The sequence below is a fragment of the Deltaproteobacteria bacterium genome, from assembly GCA_040223695.1.
In the GTDB taxonomy this organism is placed as follows: Bacteria; Desulfobacterota_D; UBA1144; order Nemesobacterales; family UBA2774; genus JAVKFU01.
In genome coordinates, this window is sequence record JAVKFU010000017.1 from 129,369 (window position 1) to 146,524 (window position 17,156).

General features: G+C 50.4%; 16 protein-coding genes. 4 read left to right on the top strand and 12 right to left on the bottom strand.

Features of this window, described 5'->3' with window-relative positions:
• Positions 1-22: 22 nt before the first annotated feature.
• The 11 genes from RIG61_08490 to RIG61_08540 all read right to left on the bottom strand — a co-directional run bounded on the left by RIG61_08490 (position 23) and on the right by RIG61_08540 (position 13,963).
• Positions 23-766: a prepilin-type N-terminal cleavage/methylation domain-containing protein gene (locus RIG61_08490; protein ID MEQ9619196.1), complete on the bottom strand. Its 744-nt coding sequence runs from the start codon at positions 764-766 to the stop codon at positions 23-25.
• A complete protein-coding gene (locus RIG61_08495) occupies positions 706-5,610 on the bottom strand; it encodes a PilC/PilY family type IV pilus protein (protein MEQ9619197.1) in 4,905 nt (1,634 codons plus the stop codon). Before RIG61_08495 ends, RIG61_08490 begins: the two co-directional genes overlap by 61 nt.
• A gap of 51 nt (positions 5,611-5,661) precedes the next feature.
• Positions 5,662-6,291, bottom strand: coding sequence for a hypothetical protein (locus tag RIG61_08500; GenBank protein MEQ9619198.1), 630 nt, complete (start codon positions 6,289-6,291; stop codon positions 5,662-5,664).
• Between the two features lie 28 nt (positions 6,292-6,319).
• Complete coding sequence (locus tag RIG61_08505; protein MEQ9619199.1) at positions 6,320-7,549, bottom strand: prepilin-type N-terminal cleavage/methylation domain-containing protein; 1,230 nt, start codon at positions 7,547-7,549, stop codon at positions 6,320-6,322.
• Between the two features lie 21 nt (positions 7,550-7,570).
• Positions 7,571-8,299: a prepilin-type N-terminal cleavage/methylation domain-containing protein gene (locus tag RIG61_08510; GenBank protein ID MEQ9619200.1), complete on the bottom strand. Its 729-nt coding sequence runs from the start codon at positions 8,297-8,299 to the stop codon at positions 7,571-7,573.
• A 233-nt stretch (positions 8,300-8,532) separates the two neighbouring features.
• Entirely contained in the window at positions 8,533-10,074 is a 1,542-nt protein-coding gene (gene metG, locus RIG61_08515) for a methionine--tRNA ligase (protein ID MEQ9619201.1), read from the bottom strand.
• A gap of 80 nt (positions 10,075-10,154) precedes the next feature.
• Positions 10,155-11,162, bottom strand: coding sequence for a DNA polymerase III subunit delta' (holB, locus tag RIG61_08520; protein ID MEQ9619202.1), 1,008 nt, complete (start codon positions 11,160-11,162; stop codon positions 10,155-10,157).
• Between the two features lie 51 nt (positions 11,163-11,213).
• The gene (gene tmk / locus RIG61_08525) at positions 11,214-11,828 is read right to left on the bottom strand and encodes a dTMP kinase (GenBank protein MEQ9619203.1); all 615 of its coding nucleotides are present in this window, start codon (positions 11,826-11,828) and stop codon (positions 11,214-11,216) included.
• A 126-nt stretch (positions 11,829-11,954) separates the two neighbouring features.
• Positions 11,955-12,677: a pseudouridine synthase gene (locus RIG61_08530; protein MEQ9619204.1), complete on the bottom strand. Its 723-nt coding sequence runs from the start codon at positions 12,675-12,677 to the stop codon at positions 11,955-11,957.
• Between the two features lie 27 nt (positions 12,678-12,704).
• A complete protein-coding gene (locus RIG61_08535) occupies positions 12,705-13,091 on the bottom strand; it encodes a hypothetical protein (GenBank protein MEQ9619205.1) in 387 nt (128 codons plus the stop codon).
• A gap of 47 nt (positions 13,092-13,138) precedes the next feature.
• Positions 13,139-13,963, bottom strand: a complete 825-nt coding sequence (locus RIG61_08540) for a hypothetical protein (GenBank protein MEQ9619206.1) — start codon at positions 13,961-13,963, stop codon at positions 13,139-13,141.
• Between the two features lie 135 nt (positions 13,964-14,098).
• On the opposite strand from RIG61_08540, the gene ndhC reads away from it, so the two are divergent.
• Genes ndhC through nuoD form a run of 4 tightly spaced genes read left to right on the top strand, consistent with a single transcriptional unit; the run spans position 14,099 to position 16,678 of the window.
• A complete protein-coding gene (gene ndhC / locus RIG61_08545; GenBank protein ID MEQ9619207.1) occupies positions 14,099-14,455 on the top strand; it encodes an NADH-quinone oxidoreductase subunit A in 357 nt (118 codons plus the stop codon).
• Positions 14,446-14,931 (top strand): NADH-quinone oxidoreductase subunit B family protein, encoded by a 486-nt coding sequence (locus tag RIG61_08550; protein ID MEQ9619208.1) that lies wholly within the window; start codon positions 14,446-14,448, stop codon positions 14,929-14,931. Before ndhC ends, RIG61_08550 begins: the two co-directional genes overlap by 10 nt.
• Positions 14,928-15,449: an NADH-quinone oxidoreductase subunit C gene (locus tag RIG61_08555; protein MEQ9619209.1), complete on the top strand. Its 522-nt coding sequence runs from the start codon at positions 14,928-14,930 to the stop codon at positions 15,447-15,449. Before RIG61_08550 ends, RIG61_08555 begins: the two co-directional genes overlap by 4 nt.
• Positions 15,449-16,678, top strand: a complete 1,230-nt coding sequence (gene nuoD / locus RIG61_08560) for an NADH dehydrogenase (quinone) subunit D (protein ID MEQ9619210.1) — start codon at positions 15,449-15,451, stop codon at positions 16,676-16,678. The genes RIG61_08555 and nuoD overlap by 1 nt, the downstream gene beginning before the upstream one ends.
• Before the next feature lie 123 nt (positions 16,679-16,801).
• Here the strand turns inward: nuoD and RIG61_08565 are convergent, their stop codons facing one another.
• Positions 16,802-17,137 (bottom strand): hypothetical protein, encoded by a 336-nt coding sequence (locus RIG61_08565; GenBank protein MEQ9619211.1) that lies wholly within the window; start codon positions 17,135-17,137, stop codon positions 16,802-16,804.
• Between the last annotated feature and the right edge of the window lie 19 nt (positions 17,138-17,156).

Sequence of the window (17,156 nt, forward strand, 5' to 3'; positions counted from 1 at the left end):
CTCCTGAGCATTAATTTAATTATTAAGGACCCGGAGTCGGGGTAACGACCGCGTCGTCCAGTATCGCACTGCACTGGGAGCCGTCCCATCTACCCTCGATAGCCGCTATTCCTCCCGTCGGACTTACCTCTAACCGACCGCATTTATCCATTTTGGAACCGGCCACAGGCCGTATGGTTATTATTTCGTCGTTTGCATCAGTCAGAAAATCCCTCCGCATTCCCTTGGGCACGAATGTGTAATTAAGAGGGTCGCCCGCCTCCGGAAGATTGGCGGAAGCGACTATTTCGAGGTCGGACTGAAACCTTTTTGTGTGCGTGGACTGAATGCACCATATGGTCGATCCCCTGTTGCTGTCTCCCCGTTCCAGAATCAACGTTAATTCTTCGTCTCCGGTCTGATATTCATCATAATTGGCGGGTGAGTTACATACAGAGCAATCCGGGTCTGATTCGTTAATATTGGTACAATTGGCGAAAACAACCCTGTACTCCACACCATCCCTGACCGATTTGAGTTTGCCCAGATTAAGCATGGACGAGATGTTGTTGGTCACTTCGTCAACAGAGCGTCTGAGAGCGAATTTGCCGGAGAAATAAGACGATCCGGCGGCCAGCACAACTACCATAACGCTTATTACAACCAAAATTTCTATCATGGAAAAACCGCCTTTACTCTGTAAGCTCTTCATCCTCAGGTTCTCCATTACAGAATCTCTTCCCAGAATAGTGTTTGAGTCCTTGTGGGAAGCGGAGGCAGCTCCCATACCAGAAACTGCGAGCCGCCCGCAACAGGGCCTCCGGTAAAGGCAACGGACATCAGCACCGAACCCCTTGCGCCAAAAGTAAGCTGGGCCGGGGTCGGCATGCCTTCAGCCACAGTCGCGCCGGCTGCCGCGTTTTTCTGGTCGCTCGTACCCTTAAGGATTTCGGTTTCATTAACACCCGGGATACGTGTCAGCGCTGCCGCGCCTGTAATAAAATCTATGGCGAAAATCCTTCCCAATCCGGTTCCGCCGATGCACGGGTTAGTCGACCCGAGCTCCGGAGCGAAAGTGGTGAAGATAAGCACCCTGTTAATGACTACCGGAACGCCGAATCCCTTTTCACCCCCCTGGGGGATGGTGAGGTTGCTCGGGAATATAACCAGAAATTCGCCCTGGTCTGAGGTAAAGTTGTTATCGGCGGATGAAATGAACTGCTCGGTCACTCCCGACTGCGCCTGCAGCTCTATGACCTGTCCCGCGGAAATAAGCGTAGTTGCTGTTTTAACCGGCAAGCCGCCTGTCGCGGTCCCGCCGGCCAGGAATGCCGGTATATAGTCGTCTATTAAGTTATAGAGCTTTCCTGATTTCAATACGTTGCTCGGATCTCTTCTGTCACCTGTAGTAAAGATTACATGCCGCCTCCCCAGATCATCGAGCACAATCGTAGGGGCAAAATATATGGCTTCAACATCATTTTGCGGCACGGCGGCGGCGCCTCCGGCGTCAAAACATTCCGCATCCGTATTCGCACAAAATGCCACCGACCCGGTCCAGTCATCGGCTACTATATTCAGACTGCCGCCGGGCCCGCTGTCGGAAATGCTTCCGCTTACCTCAATAGGCATCGAGACATCGAACCTCCACATCCTTCCGCAGGTGTCCCCGAAATAGGCAAGGTCCGTATATCCGTCGGAATTTATATCGACCGCTGTTATACGGCTCGGCACATCACACACCATTTCACTGACATTAGGAAGAGCCGATGCCCCTGACGGTATCGGTCTGTCCGGATGAAATTTGAATATTTCCTTTCCCGTGCTTATATCTACGACCACGAACGCGTTGCCGAAGCTCACTCCGTTTGTCGGATCGGTATCGAGCGGGTCCAGTCCTCCTCCTACGAACATCACCCACCTGTCAACCGTTTTTGTGTCAGCCCCGTCGGTCACTTTAAGTCTTATCCTCCCCATGGAGGGCGTCGACCACGTATTACCGAAATCCCTGTCAAACAAGGCCCACATATGTTTGGGGTACTCAAGAAGATCGGCACCGTTATTGACATGCTCGTGCAGACTGTCGGATGTCCCGCAATCCTCGCCGCAAGCGGGATTCGTAACATCAAGAGCGATATAAGCCCCCCCTCCGTTTCTCGAACCTGCGAGCATTACTGTGTGCCACTCCCTGCCGCAAAGGTCTATTTGTCCGTCAGCCGTGTTGACCAAACCCGGACATAACTGCGCGTCCTCCGGGATACCGTTAGGAAATCCGTCTATGAACACATCCCCGATTACGGGGGAACCGTCCGAAAAAGACCTCTGAGCGAAGTTATCCGTAACAAATGTTTTAAAGTCCCCGGTCCTGTAATCAGGAGGAGGCGGGGTTCCGAAAACTATTTCGGCAGGGGATTCCGCTTCTATTGAAGGGAGCGCAAGCGAGTCCGGCAGATAAGTCGGCATCGCGACTCCGAACAGCTCAAATCCCGTACCCTCGCTAAAAAACGGGAAAATTTCTTCTTTCAGTGTAAACGGATTAATCTTGTCAGCTTGCTGCACTCCCGCCGCGTTCGGATCCCTGAACTCGCCGGCATGGAAAGCATGGAGAAATCCGTCGTTCGCCCCGACGTACACGACCGCCGATCTGTCCTTAAAATTGACCGCAAACTGCTGGAAACCCGCGTCGAAGAATAGCGGAGACGGCGAGCCGACAACAACAGGGTTAGAATGGAACACGTCCCCCAGCCTGACTGAGCACGTGTCCAGACTGCCCAGGTTTGCGTCTCCATTGTCGTCCTCGGGGTCCGGACAATTGTATCCCATCGAAGTAAAAGGGCTCGCTCCGTCCTGCTGAGAGGGCTGCGAGTCCAGCGACGGCGTGCCCATAGGGTCTCCTACAGTGGGAATCTCGGTATTTCCAACCATAAAATCGATTATTTCGTCCCTGATGCACTCCTTCACACAGGTAACGCACGCTGAATCCGTTACTGTGGTGCAATCAACTATTGCCGTGGCTCCTTCACACTGGGTTGTAGGTCCTCCGGGTGGATTACAAAACTCGGGAATGGGATCGGTAACGTCGTCGTTACTTATGCCGAACTGTCCTGGATTGAGCGGATTAGCGTCATCATCAAGGGCTACCAGAGGGCCCGTATACCTGATCGCGTTGCCCGAAGTATCGAAATCATTCCCGCTAAACGGAGGGTCTTCGACACTGTCCCCGTCTATCAAATCCGGCGCTTTAACGGTAAAAAGATTACGGGCTGAAGATACTATATCCCTTTCAGCCAGCTCTTTCCCCGCTTCCCAGAAAAATTGCTTGGCATTGTCATTGAGCGTACCGGTGTTACTGAAAATGGCCAGGCTCTCCACGACAGTCGGGGATGTAAGGTCAGACCCCGGAGGCGGTCTTCGTATTACTTCTTTATTCCCTTCACTTGCGGGCACATCGACGAATCCGAAAAGCGCCACCCTTCCCTGCCAAAGCCTGTCCGTTGTTATTGGGGTAAGTATGGAGAGGAATATTCTGTCTCTGAGCGCGACGGCAGTCGATGACTGAGGAGCCGTGGGCGACACACCCGAAGTACTGAAGACCTTCACGAAGTTTGTGATATCTGTCAATGCCTGCGTCAGCTCTTCGGCGCTGTTTACAAAAAAAGCGAATTTTTGCAGTTTCTTGTCGGTTCCGTTAAAAGGCGTTCCGGTATCAAAAAAGATGTTGTCGAAAATATTCGTTCCCTGAAAAGCGCAAACCCCGGACTCACTCCTGTCCGCAGACTTGCAGCCCTGCAGCTGAGCCGCCGAGGGGCTTGTGTCGATACCCTTCGCTTCGGCCAGGTCTATGAAAACATCAAATGGAGTTCCCTGCGGGAATATCGCCCCGTCATTCATGCTCACAGCACCGATCACATTCTGTCCGTCGGGTCCTACATGCTGTATTATTCCCTGTGTATGCGTCCCTCCGGCAAGCGCCATTGCGTTCAGAGTTCTTCTTGCCACCGGGTCCTGAATACCGAGTCCTATTACAAATGTGAGCACTTCCTTCTTAAAAGTCTGTCCCCTGTTCTGCACGGGGTTTCTCGCATAATAGGTTCTAAGATTGCTTACCGCCTGGATCGAGCTTCTCCTGTTCGCGTTTGTCGTAATACTACCGGTAGTCTGGCCGCTGCCCGAAGGACCGCTCGGTTGCCCTGCACAGGTATCCTCCCCGTCCGTAAGGATAATCACGAATTCGGGACGGCACTCTATGGACGGGTCAGACTGGAGCTCTACCCGGAACGCGCCCAGAGTGTCATCATTAATAACATTACCGCCCTGAGTACCGTTTTCGTTGCTGTCGTCTAGCCCAAGCACCCACGCGAGCGGAGTCCCGCCTGATCCCTCCTGCCTCCGGAAAAAGCTCCAGACGTTTCTGAGATTTGCTTCGCTCGCTCCCGCGAATCCGCCCTGAGCAAGTCTGAAAGTACCCTGATTGGTGCAGCCGGCCCAGTTCCCTTCCCCCGAATAGGTCAGCGGCCGCAGCCTGACGCCCAATTCGTCCCCGTCAGCACTATTTAATTCATTTACCAGGAAAGTATCGCTAGCCCCGGTAATCGGAAGCTTTCTATTGGAAGCTGGCTGTCCGTCCTGCCTCACAATCTGCCTTACGTTTCTGAACGGCGTGGTCATGTAGTCCTGGCAGCTTATAGAGCTGCTGGTGCCGTCAAACAGGTTGCCGGTATCATCACACATCAGGCCCGCAAGCGAATCATCCGCGTCCAGAAAGTCAAAAATAACGCTCAGGAGAGAATCGAGACGGCTTGAGCCGTAAGCGGGCTGACCCCTGCAGTAAGGGGGGTTAGCGGTGCCGCCCGTGCAATTTGCATTCTTGTTTATATCAATCGCCTGAAGATTGAACATGCAGGTTCTGAAAGTTGAATACTCGCCGGAAAGATCGCAGGCATAATCGTCAAAGGGGTCTGTGTCATCGTCGGCGGTACATGACGAGGCGGAGCACTCCGTGAGATTCGCCCTCGCGTCCAGAGCCGCCGCCGCCCCTTCGAATTCAAATATTCCGTCAGGAGCGGTACCGTCATTCACACCGCATATGTCATCCCCGGAGGGCTCATAGAAACCGTCATTGTCCCCGCACCACAGATCCAGAACGTCATCGATTTGAGCTTGCGTTAACGCCCCCGAACCGTTGATACAGGTCATAAAATTATCGAATTGCTCTTGGGTGTCGCAGGATCCGAAACCTCCTATGCAGTTCTTGGCCCCGCATACCGAGACGTTTGCGATATTCTCCGCGCAGTGAGCAGCAACCGCCCTCTCGACAAAGCTTCCGCAGCTACTACCGCAATGAAGCGCCTCACATACATCCAGCGTACCGTTATCGTTACTACCGTCCCAGTTACCAAGCTGCGAATTCCCGAAACTTCTTATCATCGATCCCGACAGATCCGTTATGAAGAGCACGTTCGGCTGTCCGCCCACTATCTGGGAAATTATGACGTTCAGGTCCTCGACCTCATTTTTCTTTATAGGTTCTCCCTTTGCTCCCGTTACAAAGAGTAAAAGAAGCAAGAGGCAGAATATTTTTATTCTCGGTATTAAAATTTTTGCCTTCAAATTAGTGCTGAAAATAAACATGTTTTTCTAATATCTCCCTCGAAAACGCTCATGAGCTGCCCGGCAAGGCTATCATTGCGAATACATCTGATTCGCGTTTCCCGGTATAAATGTCTCGAACCCTACCGATATTTCCGTACCGGTATTTACCTGTAAATTCGTGTCGTCCTTATCTTCGTCCCTGTCATCCTTGCCCGTAACCACGAACGTCACCGGGACAAGCCCCGCGCCGCCCGAGGCGCTTGTGGACATGCTGGTATTTTTCAGGGGCCTCTGAATCGTCTTGGTTATAGGGGGAATCTCAATCAATTCGCCCGGCCCGTCGGCGCTGTTTATTACACGCGGGCCCGACCTGCATCTCGCCCCGCTGTCGAGGTCTTCATCTAAAACAAGCAGATCGTTCGCGCCACCCTGGGCAAGGCTCACAGTATCCTTATTCTGGAGCAGGAAGAAAAGAACCTCTATACCCACTCTCTCAAACCTGTTTCGGCCCTCCTGTATGCACCTCTCGGCCGCCAGAAACGCCTCCTGGCCCCGCTTGAAATTAGACATAGCCTTAAAATCGTTATTAGAATTAAATGCGACTGTGGTCGCCAGAACCGACATAACGAGAAGCATTATGAGCGCCAGTATCAATGCAACGCCGCTCTCGTCAGTGCGAACACCCAGCTTTTTCAAATGCTGTTTTTTCCCGTTTCTCATTCCCTTATACCCTTTAACAAGCCTTTATTTAACCGAACTCCTCCCTTGAATGATTCCTCATATACACTGTGGTCGACAAGACCCTGTACGTGTAGCCTTCCTCGGGCTCATTGGTAGTGGACGAAGGCGAAGTAACGGTTCTCTCCAGTACATCCCCTATAGCGGGTAATGTTTGGACATGTTCCCCGCCTTGAAGCTTTTTCGGCTTCATCTTTGATTTGACAACAAGGTATATCTCTACAGATCTTAGGTCCTGCTCACGGCCGTTCAGCGCGGCATTGGAAAAGTCTGGATACATGTTACTTGCAGCTGCGAGCGGCACTCCTACTTTAGTTATTCCACCGTCAGGATCTTGAAGATTGAACACCAGTTGAATATCCACTATCCCGGGCGCATTCGGACCTCCGGCAATCGGCTGAGGCTGACCGCCGTTTTGTTCCAGAAGCAGTTCATCGGTCGCAAGATCAACCCGCAATGTCTTGGCGTCAACTATGGTTATCTCAGAGGTTTGAGAGGCGAATGTCGGGAAAAAGCCGTAACTCACGCCGTTTACCAACACTCCGTTTACGAAATCGGATATCCCGGCGAAAGAAGAAACCGGGAAGTTGTTCGCTTTTATATCATCGAGCGAATCGATAACCGCCGATTTCTCGGCTCCCAGTACGCTCGCCTTCAGAATCACTGAGCATTCCGTGCATTTTTCCGGTTCGACATTGCAGTTTATGGTGCTATCAGGGTTGCAAAGCGCCGTCCTGGACCTTACACCCAGAAAAATATCCACGTCAGCCTGCGTTTCACCTATGAGCACACCTCCCTCGAACCACTGCGGGGGAAGCAGGAGTTTAAGCGGGCTACTTGTCAGAACCTCGATCACCGCCGGTACAGAGGGTAAGTTCGCCCCGTTTTGCCCGCGAGTTATATCCCATGTATATATGGTTACGCAGTCAGGAGGGGAATTAACCGAGCCGTCGTTGGCCGTATCGGCAGTGCAGGGGTTATTGCCTTCGCTGCCGCCGTTAAAAAACTGCACCGCAAAGGTTTTTCCCTGCCTTGAGCCTGCGTTTCTGATTTCGGTCGCGAGAAAATCCAGCGTCGATCTCCCCGTCTGATCCACCTCAACAGCCTCTTTGGTCAGTCCGAACTGCCTCTGCTGCTGCTGAAGAGCTATTGTCATTCCCGCGATGATAAACGCCAGAATCGAAACGGCAATCATCAGCTCGATCATCGTAAAACCCTTATTATTTTTAATAGTCTCCATTCTGCCGGCCCGATTTTTAATTTATGGTATATGGGGAACCTTTACAGAAGTCCACCCCGGAATAAACTGGCTCCAGTCCTCTTGATGAGCGCTGAATACCATATTCTGTGTCGCGAGCGTATCTTTCGTACTCAAACTGTCAAAATTCGTTTCCAGAAACTGGTTTTTTGATTTTACGCCGTAAGTAACATTGAGAGTTGTTACAGTTGAACTATTGGGATCGTTAATGATTTGAACACACACCTGCTTTACAATAATCAAAGAATCACCCGGAGGATTGTTGCAGTCCGCTTCATTTGTGCTGAAATCCACATCTTCGGGATCGAAATTGTGAATATTTATTACAGCACATGCCGTCTCAGGATTACTACAGTTCTCCCCATCATCCGTGAGATCCGAGGTAACAGCTGTTAACGGGTCGCACGGGCACGCATCGCACAGCCTTGTTGAGCTTCCCGATGTGCAATGCTGCAAATGCGGCTCCGCTGCACTCCCGGGACTCAATCTCCCGGCCTGTGCCTCTATGAAAGCAATTGAATTAAGCAGATGCGTTCGTTTGAGCTCTTCCATATCACGGTCCGCTATGAACTGGATCACGTTAGTAGCGACGGTCCCGGATTCCGCCTGACTCTTCTGTTTCAGAGATAAATACTGCATCTGCGCCATCGCCAGAAACCCGAGCGCCATGATAGAAAGCGCAATCATTATCTCGGTAAAAGTAAATCCCTTTTGGCTATTTAATATCGACATATTATGACCCGAATCGCTTGACGAACAATGATATGTGCAATAAATATGCCAGAGACCACAATTTGCATAAGATGCTGAAATTAAAGAGATAAATTAAGCTGTAGATGGAAGCAAATCAGTATAAATACGCAAAAATTGCCCTCCATGCGCAAAATTCTGCATATATTGGGGAAATTATCGTATTAGTGAATTGTGGAGATTGAGCAAAGACAGCGGGCATCAAGCGGCAAAAATCACTGACTTCCCTCGTATCGCGGAAACAGACTGCTCCCCTTCTCGACCACCGATCCTGGGGCTGTAATCGCCCAGTCTTTCGCCCTGTCGAGCAGGTTTGACTCCACGGGGTCCTTAAAACCGAGCCTCCTCCATATCTCGCCCGCCGATTTAGGCATGAAAGGATAAATCAGGAGTGAAATCACACCGATTGCCTGAGCGACGGTCCACAATACAGAGTTGAGTCTCTCGTCCTCCTTCTCCTTCGCAAGCACCCACGGGGCCTCATCGTCGACATATTTGTTCACGAGGGCAATAAAGTCCCATATAGAGGTTAGCGCCTTGTGAAAAGCCACGTCACCCATGGCGCTTTCAACATGTTCTACCGCAGATAACGCATTGTCTTTAATAAGTTCATCAGCGCCGGTCAATTGACCCGGCTCGGGAATTCTGCCCTCCCGGTATCTCCCGATCATGCCCAGGGTTCGGCTCACGAGATTTCCCAGCCCGTTGGCCAGATCCCCGTTCACTCTCGAAATAATCGCTCCTTTCGAGAAATCCCCGTCCTGCCCGAACGGTATTTCCCTCAAAAGAAAGTACCTGAACACATCGGCTCCGAATTCATCCACAACCTGATAGGGGTCTATGACGTTCCCTACGGATTTTGACATTTTCTCACCTTCCACGGTCCACCAGCCGTGGGCGAAAACAGTCCGCGGCAGAGGAAGTTTTGCAGACATGAGGAACGCCGGCCAGTAGACCGCGTGAAACCTGAGTATATCCTTTCCCACAAGGTGTAAATCAGCAGGCCAGATGCTGTTGAATCTCTCCTGATTATCCGGAAAACCGGCCGCGGTCAGATAGTTCGTAAGCGCATCGAACCAGACATAAATGACGTGCTTCGGGTCGCCCGGCACCGGGATACCCCAGCTGAAAGTCGTGCGGCTGACGCTAAGGTCTTTGAGCCCCCCCTCTACAAAGCGTACGACCTCGTTCATCCTGTAAACGGGCTTAACGAAGTCGGGAAAGTTTTTATAGTACTCGAGAAGGGGTTCCTGGTATTTTGAAAGTCTGAAAAAATAGCTTTCCTCCTTTACCTTCTCTACAGCGGGGCGCCTGTCTTCGGGAAGACTCATTATTTCCTCGTACTGCGTTTCCGTAATAAACGCCTCGTTCCTTACATCGTACCATCCTTCATACTCGCTCAGATAAATATCGCCTGACTCTTCAATCCTCTTAAAAATTTCCACCACGGCTTTTTCATGCCGTTCTTCGGTCGTTCTTATGAAGTCATCGTTTGTAATATTGAGCGCGTCCGAAAGATCCTCGAACCTCGTAACCACGCGGTCGGCAAGCTCTATCGGCTTCTCTCCCCGCGCCTCCGCGGTCCTCTCTATTTTCTGCCCGTGTTCATCCGTTCCCGTCAGAAAAAAAACGCGCTCCCCCTTGAGCCTCCTGAACCTGGCTACGGCATCTGCGGCAATTGTGGTGTAGGCGTGGCCTATATGAGGTACGTCGTTTACATAGTAAATCGGCGTCGTAACATAAAACGATTTCGGCATTCGATTTTATCTCCGCAATTAAAAGCCCCTGTAAGCCCGATTGCAGCAATTCAGCCTCCGATTTCAAAACATTATTGAAATCATAACGCACTCGGTGAAAGGGCTAATTTTATGAACAGGTTTTCCAGAGCGAGTTTCAAGTTCGCGTTTGTACGAAATATATCATACCAAGTTTTCTCGAGTTGTCTTTGCCTGTCCAATAAATCATCCAGTCTCCATTTCCCCGCCGTCCCGGCGATAATCCCGCTTAAATCCGTATTGGTTATCTCGCCGGAGCCGGTTTTCAGTATAACAAGGTCACGGAGCCAGAGGTATATAAACTGAAAGGCCATCTCCAGGCGGCCGGTATCATCGGAGGAAGCGCCGTCCGACACGGTATCGGTCAGATCCGCTACATCAGAAGCCGAATATTTGTTCAGAGCGCTCAGCCTCACTATCAGTTCTTTTCTCCATTCAATTATCTCTTTATCCAGACTGAGCGCCCTCCCCAGGCTTCCGCCCGAGAGCTTCGAGCACAAAAGCGCCTCCTCAGAAGATAGTTCACCCCTCTTTTCGAGCACGTCAACTATAAGTTTTTCACCGAGCGGGTTAAACCCGAGGCTTTGACACCTGGACCTTATTGTCGGAAGCAGGGAATTCGGATGCGAGGTGACAAGAATGATAACGGATTCGGAAGGAGGTTCTTCGAGTGTTTTCAGAAAAGCGTTCTGCGCGCTGTTGTTCATCCTTTCCGAATCATCGACAATAACTACCTTGAACGTGCCCTCAAAAGGCTTAAGAAACAGTTTTTCCTCGACCTCCTCACGGATCTGATCCACCTTTATATTCTTGGCTCCAGCGAACTGCACCGTTATTACGTCCGGATGGATTCCCTTATTTATCTTGCGGCAGGCGCCGCACTCGCACAACCCGCCCTTTTCCGCTCCGGCTCCGACGCAGTTTAACAGCTTGGCGAATTCGATTGCCAGAAGCCTTTTACCAACGCCGCCGGGGCCTGAAAATAAATACGCGTGAGAAACTACGCCATCACGAGCTGCGCGGAGCAGTATATTTTTCTGAAATTCGTGACCAATTATATTTTCAAACATCGACTCGGGTGACCAATGGCCTAAGCCAGATAAATTATGAGAATTATCCACTCAAGATGTCAGCCCTTCAAGGACCAGTTTTCTAATCTCCTCATGTATTTCCAGAGGGTCCCTTTCGGCGTTTATCTTTTTGATTCTAGCGGGGTCCTTCCGGGCAATCAGCATATATCCCTGCCTTATCATTTCATGAAACTCAAGCGGCTCCTCGTCCATCTTTGTTATTGCGCCCCTGTCTTTCAGCCTTGACAGACCCTCTCTGACGGGAAGGTTGAGCAGAAATGTAATATCCGGAGCCGTATCCAGTGCGGACGATTTGGCGGCCTTGCTTACGAACCTCATATCGAGTTTTCTTCCGTACCCCTGATAAACAATCGTCGAGTCGTAGAACCTGTCGCAAATCACCACCTCTCCGCTCCTGAGTCTCGGGGCTATAAAATCCTTCACGTGCTGCGCCCTGTCGGCGCAAAAAAGAAAAAGCTCGGCGAGCGGGTCAAGCTCAAGCTCTCTTTCCTCAAGTATTACAGTTCTGATAAGATTCCCGAGCCGCCCCCAGCCGGGCTCCCGTGTCAGAGTGGCCTTATAGCCCCTTCCTGAAAGAAACTCTTCAAGCAGTTTTGCCTGGGTGCTTTTTCCGCTGCCTTCTATGCCTTCGAATGTTATGAACATAATTGGAAATTTCCCCGCGGATTAGAGAATTCAGAATATCATACAACCGGTTTTGGACCGGATGATATGGATATACCGGAGAATCCTACCATAATATCCTCAATCGATACAAGATCGGGGCGCGTTTCAAGCCCCTGTCGCCTCGTAGAGATTTTTGATTTCGGACTCCGCGAGACTCCTCCACTTCCCTCTGGGCAGGCCTCCCAGGCTCACGGGCCCTATGGAAATTCTTTTTAACTGTCTTACGGGATTATCGAAGCTGTAAAAAAACCTTTTGACCAGATGGTTTCTGCCTTCATGAAAACATATTTCTACAGTCGTAGAATCCTTGCCTCTTTTTATTACTTTAATGGAATCCGGCTTTGCGGGGCCGTCTTCGAGCAGAGCGCCTTTCTTCATCATCTCAAGCGTACTGTCATCTATAGGTTTTTTCACAATAGCCCTGTAAACCTTTTTGATTTCGTACCTGGGATGAAGAACCCTGTTCGCAAGCTCCCCGTCATTCGTGAGTATAATCAACCCTTCAACATCGTAATCGAGCCTTCCGACAGGATAGACCCTTTGAGGTATATCTCTTATCAATTCCTCTATCGTCCTTTTCTCGTCCTGCCCCTCCCCGAGCGCGGTCAGATAGAGCTTGGGTTTATTCAGTATCAAGTACCTCTTAACTTCAGGCTCTATGACGCGCCCCTGAACTTCTATCATGTCCCTGTCCGTATCGACGGTCCTGCCGAGCTCAGCCTCTACCCTGCCGTTAATCTTTACATGGCCGCTCTTAATAAGCTCGTCCGCTTTCCTCCTGGACGATACACCGCACATGGAAAGATATTTATTTAATCTGAGTATCAAAGTTTCGCGCCCTTCATCCGGGCTTTGTTATCTCGCAAAAAGCGCTTCCCTCTTGGCCCAGTACGTCACATCTTTTCCCCTTATGCGGAATTTTACGAAGCCCGAGCCCTTATCCGTCATAAAGGCCTTTTCGTTTCCCCTGAACTTAACGCAGCGTTTGCCGTCGGAAAGAAGATGCTCGGCAAGCTCAATCTCGTCTCTATCCGTAAATTCGTAGTATTTCTGAATATCAATTCTGCTGTAGCACGCCGGGTAACCAGCCTCGGTAAAGCATTCCCTATGCTGAAAATCACAGGTTGATTTTACTGCGCGGGCGAAATCGATTGGCAGCACCGTCAGAATGAGCAGGACAGCCACAGTCAAGAAAGACCCGAACGCTCTCCGGGCAAAATTACCGGTTATATAGATTTTCATGAAAATTGTTCTCTTAGTCTCATCCTCTTCACGAAGCTCTCGTGAGGTTAATTCATGCCCATATCAATACTTTGCAGAGTATAACCCGCGGGCGGAGCCATATCCGCAGCGTTAATGTTTCCCTTTTTCGAGGATTTAAAAGTTGATTCGGCCTCTACGCTTCCCCCTTCATACTCTATTGTTTCTATCGGGAAGCCGTTTAACTTCCGCAATTGATCGAAAACGCTTCTCTCAAACTGCACCTGTGAGCCGACCATACTTCCGCTTTTTGAGAAGGATTTTGTCATCTGATCCATAAAGTCCGCCATCTGGAGCATAACCGACATCATTTCCTCACCGCCCTCTATACCGTTCCAGTTAGCCACACAGTGCTCTCTTATTTTCTCATCCCCTTTATATACATCGTATTTAACGCATGAAATACCGTTTACCTTACCCGACCCCGTTTTCTTAAGTACGGGCTCCACGTAATTCTGCCCTGCCATGCCCGGCATTTTCCTCTTCATCATTTCCTTTATTTGCTCCCTCTGCTCAGGCGGCATATCCTTCATGGCCGCCTCCATCTGACTCATTGCCTCATTCATTTTTTGCGCAAGGGTATCCATCATCGCCTCGTCCATAATCATATATGTCTTATCTTCATGGTTTATTATCATTATTTCTTTCTTATCCCCTATGAATATCATCGACCCTTCGAGCTTCTCACGGTTTTCATAGAAATCCATCCTCAGACTGTTATCCTTGACCTTGCCCTTAATCCGATCGAGCGATTCCGGGTTTATCTCTTTCTGCTCCAATTCAAAAAGCACGTCCGCATAGGAATTCAGAGTGATAAAGATTGTGACCAGTACTGACGCCAATATTTTCAACATCGCTGTCCTCCATTTTTTTGACACTAATTTTAACATATTAAGCGCCTTATTCACCCAAAAATCAACCCGAAATAATTCAGCCCCGGACACACCCCGGATTCTTGACAATTCCCCCATTACACTTAACCTAATGCTGTGATTAATCAGTACATTCCCATACTTATAATATTCATACTCGCTATCGGTCTTGCGGCAGCTATGCTGGGGCTTTCCTCCGTTCTGGGACCGAGACGGGATTCAAGGAGGAAGCTTGCTCCGTACGAGTCCGGGATACCGCCTACAGGGGATACAAGAGGCAAATTTTCCATTAAATATTACCTCATCGGCGCATTATTCATACTGTTTGATGTTGAGGCGGTATTTCTCTTCGCATGGGCTGTGGTATTCAAGGAACTCGGGCTTCTGGCATTTATTGAAATAATGGTGTTTTTTGTAGTTATAATAGGCGGTTACTTTTATATAGTTAAAAAGGGAGCTCTTGAATGGGAGTAAATTCGACACCGCTTCTGGGCGGCGACGGTTTTATAACGACTACTATCGAGTCTTTCGCAAACTGGGGGAGAAAGAACAGCCTCTGGCCGATGCCGTTCGGCACCGCGTGCTGCGCCATTGAAATGATGGGCGTGTTCGCTTCCAGGTTCGATCTGTCGAGGTTCGGCGCCGAGGTCGCGAGATTCTCGCCGAGGCAGGCCGACCTCATGATCGTATCCGGAACAATCACCTACAAAATGGCTTCCGTGTGCAGGAGAATATACGACCAGATGCCGGAGCCCAAGTGGGTAATAGCTATGGGCTCGTGCACCTGCGGCGGAGGGCCCTTCGACAGCTATGCAGTAGTACAGGGGATCGACGAGTTTTTGCCCGTAGATGTATATGTGGGCGGCTGTCCCCCCAGACCCGAAGCCGTCATCGACGCTGTGATGAAAATACAGAAGAAGATCGAGTTGCAAGGGGCCCCTGTTGTATGAGTTTTGATCTTTCCTCACTTACGGATTCCCTAAATACCGAATTTCCCGGCGCAGTGAAGACCATAATCGAATACAGAGGGGAAACAACTCTCGTTGTATTAAAGGAGAAAGTATCAGAGATATGCCGCAGCCTTAAAGACGATTTCGGCTTTACTTTTCTCGCCGATCTTACCGCCGTCGACTACCTTGAGGTTAAGACACCCCGCTACGAAGTCGTATACCACGTGCACAGATTCGGCCCGGAATTTGACGAAAATATAAGGATCAGGTTAAAAGCCGAGGTCGAGGGAAAAGAACCCACAATTGATTCTGTAACCCCTGTATGGAGCGGAGCGGACTGGCTTGAGAGGGAGGTGTACGATATGTTCGGTATAGAGTTCACCGGGCACCCCGATCTGAGAAGAATACTCATGCCGGATGACTACGAGCCCTTTCCGCTCAGAAAGGACTTTGACGTCAGGAACCGCGAGGCCTCAAAAAGATCATTCGAGAAAGAGCTCGAGAGGGGGACGGAATAATGGAACGAGTCGAGTTCATAAGCGAAGAATCGGTGCTGGATACGGAGACCGGCGCCCGAACCGAAACAATGATGCTCAACATGGGCCCGCAGCACCCGGCGACTCACGGAGTGCTTCGCGTGGTACTGCATCTCGACGGAGAAGTCGTCGTAAAGGCAATTCCCCATATCGGCTACCTTCACCGCGGAATAGAAAAATTATGCGAGCACATAACATATCAGATGTGCCTCCCTTACACCGACCGCATGGATTATCTGGCCTCGATTTGCAACAACATAGGCTTTATACTGAGCGTCGAAAAGCTTCTGGGAATAGAGGACGAGATTCCCGAAAGGGCGAAGACAGCCGAAGTAATACTATTCGAGTTAGGGCGCATTGAATCACATCTCGTCGGCATAGGCACGAACGCGCTCGACCTGGGCGCGATGAGTGCGTTCCTCTACTGCTTTAAAGAAAGGGAGAGGATATACGACATCCTGGAGACAGTATGCGGCGCGAGGCTCACAACCTCCTACCCGAGGGTCGGGGGGCTGCCGCTCGACCTCCCGGATGATTTTGAGGAGAAGGTCAGAAATTTTCTCAGGATTTTCCCCAAGACCCTGACGGAAGTGGACAAGCTCCTCACGAGAAACCGCATCTGGATCGAGAGAACAAAAGGAATAGCGTTCATAAGCGCCGAGGACGCGATAGATCTCGGACTCACCGGTCCCGCGCTCAGGGGGAGCGGAGTTCCTTACGATGTCAGAAAAGCTATGCCTTATCTCGGTTATGAAAATTACGACTTCGAGGTCCCGGTCGCAACGGACGGAGACGCCTATTCCCGGTTTCTATGCAGACTCGAAGAGATGAATCAGAGCCTCAAAATTATAGAGCAGGCTCTGGACAACCTGCCTGACGGCCCTTATGCCGCGGACCTTCCTGATGTGGTACTGCCAAAGAAGGAGCTTACCTATACGAAAATGGAGTCTCTTATCAGACACTTCGTACTTGTTTACGAAGGGTTCAAGCCGCCTGCCGGCGAAGTACAGCACGCTGTTGAAAACCCGAAGGGCGAACTCTCCTACTATCTTGTAAGCGACGGCTCCGGAAAACCTTACAGAATGAGGGTGAGGGGACCGTCATTCGTCAATATGCAGGCCCTTCCTCAAATGGTCAAAGGCAGCCTCGTGGCGGATGTTATAGCCGCTATCGGCAGCCTTGATATTGTTCTCGGCGAAATAGACAGATAATCCGAAATAGCATCCGGCGACGCCGGACCCGATAAAACCCGTCGTAAAAGGAACAAGAGCAACCCTCTTCATATCTCCAACCAGATGCAGAATTATATGATCTGACCGGCCACGGGCAGGATTTTAAAGCGACGACCAGCATTTAGTGGCCAGCGGGTTATAGTCGCCGTTATGAATGTGGACGCAAAGGCTCTGGCCAAGCTCGGTTTGCGCGAGCAGTATAACTTTATCGGCTACGGCTTCGGCGTTTTCCTTGCTCACGCCGTCAGCGTACACCCAGAAGTCAACAGGTGACTGCCAGGAGGCCTGTATCACGTTCGGAAGGGATTTGACGGACTCCGTGAAGTTCCGCTGGACCTGAGAAGCACTGAACCCGCTGTCCTGAGCCGGGCTCGAATGAATAAACGCCGTAAGAATCAATGATAAAATTAATCCTGTAGTAAGTAGCGATTTATTCATAGAAGCCTCCTCTCGCAGG

Bases quoted from the DNA above. Each gene is read 5' to 3' on its own strand.
- RIG61_08490 (MEQ9619196.1), bottom strand. From the start codon at position 766: ATGGGAGCTGCCTCCGCTTCCCACAAGGACTCAAACACTATTCTGGGA.
- RIG61_08495 (MEQ9619197.1), bottom strand. From the start codon at position 5,610: ATGTTTATTTTCAGCACTAATTTGAAGGCAAAAATTTTAATACCGAGA.
- RIG61_08500 (MEQ9619198.1), bottom strand. From the start codon at position 6,291: ATGAGAAACGGGAAAAAACAGCATTTGAAAAAGCTGGGTGTTCGCACT.
- RIG61_08505 (MEQ9619199.1), bottom strand. From the start codon at position 7,549: ATGGAGACTATTAAAAATAATAAGGGTTTTACGATGATCGAGCTGATG.
- RIG61_08510 (MEQ9619200.1), bottom strand. From the start codon at position 8,299: ATGTCGATATTAAATAGCCAAAAGGGATTTACTTTTACCGAGATAATG.
- metG (MEQ9619201.1), bottom strand. From the start codon at position 10,074: ATGCCGAAATCGTTTTATGTTACGACGCCGATTTACTATGTAAACGAC.
- holB (MEQ9619202.1), bottom strand. From the start codon at position 11,162: ATGTTTGAAAATATAATTGGTCACGAATTTCAGAAAAATATACTGCTC.
- tmk (MEQ9619203.1), bottom strand. From the start codon at position 11,828: ATGTTCATAACATTCGAAGGCATAGAAGGCAGCGGAAAAAGCACCCAG.
- RIG61_08535 (MEQ9619205.1), bottom strand. From the start codon at position 13,091: ATGAAAATCTATATAACCGGTAATTTTGCCCGGAGAGCGTTCGGGTCT.
- RIG61_08540 (MEQ9619206.1), bottom strand. From the start codon at position 13,963: ATGTTGAAAATATTGGCGTCAGTACTGGTCACAATCTTTATCACTCTG.
- RIG61_08550 (MEQ9619208.1), top strand. From the start codon at position 14,446: ATGGGAGTAAATTCGACACCGCTTCTGGGCGGCGACGGTTTTATAACG.
- RIG61_08555 (MEQ9619209.1), top strand. From the start codon at position 14,928: ATGAGTTTTGATCTTTCCTCACTTACGGATTCCCTAAATACCGAATTT.
- nuoD (MEQ9619210.1), top strand. From the start codon at position 15,449: ATGGAACGAGTCGAGTTCATAAGCGAAGAATCGGTGCTGGATACGGAG.
- RIG61_08565 (MEQ9619211.1), bottom strand. From the start codon at position 17,137: ATGAATAAATCGCTACTTACTACAGGATTAATTTTATCATTGATTCTT.